Origin of the sequence: Micromonospora sp. URMC 107 (genome assembly GCF_051386315.1) — a bacterium.
Lineage (GTDB): Bacteria > Actinomycetota > Actinomycetes > Mycobacteriales > Micromonosporaceae > Micromonospora.
The window spans coordinates 1-5,243 of sequence record NZ_JBPQTK010000219.1 but is presented as its reverse complement, the minus strand read 5'-3'; the positions used below and the strand labels follow the sequence as shown (position 1 = coordinate 5,243).

Here is a 5,243-nt window from a genome sequence, read left to right as displayed (position 1 = left end):
CGGCTGGGCCGCCCAGCCGACGCGGCGCACGGTCGCCGGGGTGCTCGTGGAGGCCCTCGACCTGGTGCTCGGCGCGGCGGGCGTACTCGGCCGGGTCCTCGGGGTAGCCGACGGCGACCAGGGTGAGCCCGTGCGCCGGCGCCACGGTCACCTCGCTGGAGCGTTCCCGGTGGGCCAGCAGGCTGCCCGGCCACTCGACCGGCCGACGCCCGTCCCCGGCGACCAGCATCGCGCCGACGAGGCTGCGCACCATCGCCTGGCAGAACGCGTCGGCCTGCACGGTGGCCACGAGGATCCCGTCCGGGTCCCGCCGCCAGTCCAGCCGGGTCACCTCGCGCAGCGTGGTGGCGTTCTCCTTGCGCCGGCAGTACGCGGCGAAGTCGTGCTCCCCCACCAGCCCCGCCGCGGCGGCGTTCAGCGCGGCCAGGTCCAGCGGCTTCGGCCAGGCCAGAATCTCGTGCCGGCGCAGCGGCTCCGCGCCCCAGGGCGCGTCGGTGACGCGGTACTCGTAGCGGCGGAAGGTGGCCGAGAACCGGGCGTCGAAGTCCGCCGGCACCTCGGCCATCGCGCGCACCCGGACGTCGGTGGGGAGCAGCCGGGCCAGTCGGCGCAGCAGCCGCCCCTCGTGCTCCCGCCACACGGCGGTCGGCAGGTCGACGTGGCAGACCTGCCCGGCGGCGTGCACCCCCGCGTCGGTGCGGCCCGCCACGGTCAGCCCGGTCGCCGTGCCCGCGCCGAGCACCAGGTCGAGGGCCTCCACGAGCACCCCGGCGACCGTGCGCCGCGTCGGCTGGGCGGCCCAGCCGGAGAAGCCCGACCCGTCGTACGCGACGTCCAGCCGCAGCCGGGTGCGCTCGTCCACTCGTACCTCCGCCTCACGGGGTCGGGCCCGGCACCCCACGAAGGGGTGCCGGGCCCGACGGTGGCCTGGATCAGGCCTTGTCGTTCTCGCCGGCCTCGTCGCTGTCCTCGCGGGCGGCGGCGGTGTCGCCGGACGCCGACACGGGCGGCTCGGCGTCCTGGTCGCCCGAGTTCGACTTCGGGGCCTCCTCGGCCGGGGCGAGCGCCTCGACCTTGTCCTGCTGCGCGGCCTTGCGGGCGGCGGTCTTCTTGTTCGCCTTCGGCTCGGCGACCTGAAGCTCCTCGACCAGCTCGATGATCGCCATCGGGGCGGCGTCACCCTTGCGCGGACCGGTCTTCACGATCCGGGTGTAGCCACCGTTGCGGTTGGCGAACCGGGGCGCGATCTGGTCGAACAGGGCGTAGACCACGTCCTTGTCCTTGACGACGCCCAGCACCCGCCGGCGGGACGCCAGGTCGCCGCGCTTGGCCTTGGTGATGAGCTGCTCGGCCAGCGGACGCAGCCGCCGGGCCTTCGTCTCGGTGGTCTGGATCTTGCCGTGCTGGAACAGCGCAGTGGCCAGGTTGGCCAGCATGAGCCGCTCGTGCGCGGGGCTGCCGCCGAGGCGGGGGCCCTTGGTGGGCGTGGGCATGCTTGGTGCTCCTCAGGTGTGGCGGCAGCGCGGACTAGAGCTGCTCGGTCTCGCGATAGTCGTCGGTGTCGTAGTCGGCCTCGCCGAAGGCGTCCACGACGTGCGCCGGGTCGAAGTTCGGGGCCGAGTCCTTCAGCCCCAGACCCATCCCGGCGAGCTTCATCTTGACCTCGTCGATCGACTTCTGACCGAAGTTGCGGATGTCGAGGAGGTCGGCCTCGGTACGCCCGATGAGCTCACCAACGGAGTTGATGCCCTCGCGCTTGAGGCAGTTGTAGGAGCGGACGGTCAGGTCCAGCTCCTCGATCGGCAGCGCCAGGTCGGCCGCGAGCTGGGCGTCCTGCGGGGACGGCCCGATGTCGATGCCCTCGGCGGTCTCGTCCAGCTCCCGGGCCAGGCCGAACAGCTCCACCAGCGTCGAGCCGGCGGAGGCCAGCGCGGTGCGCGGGCCCATCGACGGCTTGGTCTCGACGTCGATGATGAGCCGGTCGAAGTCGGTCCGCTGCTCGACACGGGTCGCCTCGACGCGGTACGTCACCTTCAGCACCGGCGAGTAGATCGAGTCGACCGGGATCCGGCCGATCTCGGCGCCGGCCTGCTTGTTCTGCGCCGCCGTGACGTAGCCACGACCCCGCTCGACGGTCAGCTCCATGTCGAGCCGGCCCTTGCCGTTGAGGGTCGCGAGCTTCAGGTCCGGGTTGTGCACCGAGACGCCGGCCGGCGGCTGGATGTCGCCCGCCGTCACGTCGCCCGGGCCCTGCTTGCGCAGGTACATGCTGACCGGCTCGTCGTGCTCGGAGCTGACGCAGAGCTCCTTGATGTTCATGACGAGCTCGACCACGTCCTCCTTGACACCGGGGATCGTGGTGAACTCGTGCAGCACGCCGTCGATCTTGATCGAGGTGACCGCCGCACCCGGGATCGACGACAGCAGCGTACGTCGCAGCGAGTTGCCCAGGGTGTAGCCGAAGCCCGGCTCCAGCGGCTCGATGGTGAACCGGGACCGGGTCTCGTTGATCGACTCCTCGGAGAGAGTCGGTCGCTGGCTGATGAGCATGTCTTCTCTTCTCTTCCGGGGCGCCCGCCATATGACGCCCACGACAAACTGTTCCGGTGGCCCGCCCCGGAAGGGCGGGCCACCGCAACGAGCTCCGACTACTTGGAGTAGAGCTCGACGATCAGCTGCTCCTGGACCTGCGTGTCGATGACCTGGCGGGCCGGGAGCGAGTGCACGAGCACCTTCATCTGGCTGGGGATAGCCTCCAGCCACGCCGGAACCGACTTCGAGCCGGCCTCGGCCTGCGCCACGATGAACGGGGTGAGCTCCTTGCTCTTGCCCCGGACCTCGATGATGTCGTGCTCCTTGACGCGGTACGACGGGATGTCGACCTTCTTGCCGTTCACCGTGAAGTGACCGTGCTTGACCAGCTGACGGGCCATGTCCCGGGACTTGGCGTAGCCGGCCCGGTAGACCACGTTGTCCAGCCGCGACTCGAGGATCTGCAGGAGAACCTCACCGGTCTTGGCCTTCTTGCCCACGGCCTCTTCGTAGTAGCCGCGGAACTGCTTCTCCAGCACGCCGTAGACGCGGCGGGCCTTCTGCTTCTCGCGGAGCTGGAGCAGGTACTCCGTCTCCTTCGTGCGGCCGCGGCCGTGCTGTCCGGGCGGGAACGGCCGGGACTCGAACGGGCACTTCGGGCCATCGCACTTGCTGCCCTTGAGGAACAGCTTCATCTTCTCCCGCCGGCAACGGCGGCAGTCAGCACCGGTGTAACGAGCCATCTCTCTCTACCTCTCAGACCCGACGACGCTTGGGCGGACGGCACCCGTTGTGCGGCTGCGGGGTGACGTCGGAGATCTGTCCGACCTCGAGACCGGCGGCCTGCAGCGAACGGATGGCGGTCTCCCGGCCGGAGCCGGGGCCCTTGACGAACACGTCGACCTTGCGCATGCCGTGCTCCATCGCCCGACGCGCGGCGGCCTCGGCGGCCAGCTGCGCGGCGAACGGGGTCGACTTGCGGGAGCCCTTGAAGCCCACCTGGCCGGAGGAGGCCCAGGAGATGACCGCACCGGTCGGGTCCGTGATGGACACGATGGTGTTGTTGAAGGTGCTCTTGATGTGCGCCTGCCCGTGGGCGACGTTCTTGCGTTCCTTGCGCCGGACCTTCTTGACGGCGGCTCCGGCACGAGCCTTCGGTGGCATAAGTCTGTGCGCTCCTATTACTTCTTGCCGGGCTTCTTCTTGCCGGCGACGGTCCGCTTCGGGCCCTTCCGGGTCCGCGCGTTGGTCTTGGTCCGCTGGCCACGCACGGGCAGGCCCCGGCGGTGCCGGATGCCGGCGTAGCAGCCGATCTCGACCTTGCGGCGGATGTCAGCGGCGACCTCGCGGCGCAGGTCGCCTTCAACCTTGTAGTTGCCCTCGATGTGGTTGCGGAGCTGGACCAGCTCCTCGTCCGTGAGGTCCCGGACGCGCTTGTCCGGCGAGATGCCGGTGGCAGAGAGCGTCTCCAGGGCCCGGGTGCGACCCACGCCGAAGATGTAGGTGAGCGCGATCTCCATCCGCTTCTCGCGGGGGAGGTCGACGCCGACTAGACGTGCCATGTGCGGGCGTACTCCTCGTGATGTGTGGCGGAGGTGTGGACCCGTCCCACCCCGCTACCGGCCGCCCCTGTCCTTCCGGCGACGTGCGCCGGCGATCGGGGTCGGTCGCTGCCCTAGCGGGCCCCGGCCTCCGACCGGGGGTCAACCACGATGAGGTACGCGCTGCGCACCGCTCGCGGCTGGAACGAGCATGTGATTCGGTGTCTGGATCTGCGGCCCGGACCGATTTCGACCGACCGTTGTCACACGGCCGGCCGGAACTGGTTCAGCCCTGGCGCTGCTTGTGGCGCGGGTCGGTGCAGATGACCATGACCCGGCCGTGCCGGCGGATGACCCGGCACTTGTTGCAGATCCTCTTGACGCTCGGCTTGACCTTCACGGTTGCCTTACTTCCCATCTGGCCCGACGACGCGCCGAGGCGCGACACCGGACGTCGAAGACGGACACGGGGACGTCCCGGCCGCCGTCAGGCTTACTTGTAGCGGTAGACGATGCGCCCGCGGGTCAGGTCGTACGGCGAGAGTTCGACGACGACCCGGTCCTCCGGCAGGATGCGGATGTAGTGCTGCCGCATCTTGCCGCTGATGTGAGCCAGCACCTTGTGACCGTTCGCGAGCTCCACCCGGAACATGGCGTTCGGCAGGGGCTCGATGACCCGACCCTCGATCTCGATGGCTCCGTCTTTTTTCGGCATGTCCTCCGCTGTCCTGACGTCGGTTACTCCGGACGGCTCACAACGTCTTACACGGGCCACCGATCAAGATCAGTTTGCCCGCGCCAGCCGCGGCTCCGACTCCCACCGAAGCGCAGGGTGGGCATGCCGGAGTGGACGCTGTGCGCCGATCTGAAAGTGTACGCCCGCCTGCGGGCCGTCGCCAAACCGGCCGGGAATCGGTGCGTCGGACCGGACAGAACGGGCTGTTCAGACCTCGACGTCGGCCCTGCCACGCGGCCTTTCGCTGGGCGGTCGGCGTGCAGGTCCCGCGGCCCCGTCGACGGCGACCCGCAGCCGCCCGGCCACCGCCTGACGGTCGGCGGTCGGCGGCCCGCATCCCGCCGCACCCGAGGCCCGAAGCGCGACCCGCACTCGGGGTTCGAGGCGCCGGGGCCCTGGGCGCGATTCTGGCGGTCGCGGACCGGCGGAAGGGG

The 5,243-nt window shown here is 70.3% G+C and carries 8 protein-coding genes; all 8 read right to left on the bottom strand.

Features of this window, described 5'->3' with window-relative positions; all coding sequences use genetic code 11:
* Positions 1-862, bottom strand: an 862-nt coding sequence (gene truA, locus ACSNN9_RS27645) for a tRNA pseudouridine(38-40) synthase TruA (protein WP_436676228.1), incomplete at its 3' end; no start/stop codon positions are given.
* 70 nt (positions 863-932) lie between these two features.
* The gene (gene rplQ / locus ACSNN9_RS27640) at positions 933-1,493 is read right to left on the bottom strand and encodes a 50S ribosomal protein L17 (protein WP_357872474.1); all 561 of its coding nucleotides are present in this window, start codon (positions 1,491-1,493) and stop codon (positions 933-935) included.
* 34 nt (positions 1,494-1,527) lie between these two features.
* Positions 1,528-2,550, bottom strand: coding sequence for a DNA-directed RNA polymerase subunit alpha (locus ACSNN9_RS27635; RefSeq protein WP_013735931.1), 1,023 nt, complete (start codon positions 2,548-2,550; stop codon positions 1,528-1,530).
* A 98-nt stretch (positions 2,551-2,648) separates the two neighbouring features.
* Entirely contained in the window at positions 2,649-3,275 is a 627-nt protein-coding gene (gene rpsD, locus ACSNN9_RS27630; protein ID WP_088998366.1) for a 30S ribosomal protein S4, read from the bottom strand.
* Positions 3,276-3,288: 13 nt separating this feature from the next.
* Positions 3,289-3,696 (bottom strand): 30S ribosomal protein S11, encoded by a 408-nt coding sequence (gene rpsK, locus ACSNN9_RS27625; protein ID WP_014440747.1) that lies wholly within the window; start codon positions 3,694-3,696, stop codon positions 3,289-3,291.
* A gap of 17 nt (positions 3,697-3,713) precedes the next feature.
* On the bottom strand, positions 3,714-4,094 hold the full coding sequence (gene rpsM, locus ACSNN9_RS27620; RefSeq protein WP_088998365.1) for a 30S ribosomal protein S13: 381 nt from the start codon (positions 4,092-4,094) through the stop codon (positions 3,714-3,716).
* A 265-nt stretch (positions 4,095-4,359) separates the two neighbouring features.
* Positions 4,360-4,473, bottom strand: a complete 114-nt coding sequence (gene rpmJ / locus ACSNN9_RS27615) for a 50S ribosomal protein L36 (protein WP_012184307.1) — start codon at positions 4,471-4,473, stop codon at positions 4,360-4,362.
* A 93-nt stretch (positions 4,474-4,566) separates the two neighbouring features.
* A complete protein-coding gene (infA, locus tag ACSNN9_RS27610) occupies positions 4,567-4,788 on the bottom strand; it encodes a translation initiation factor IF-1 (protein WP_007073013.1) in 222 nt (73 codons plus the stop codon).
* Between the last annotated feature and the right edge of the window lie 455 nt (positions 4,789-5,243).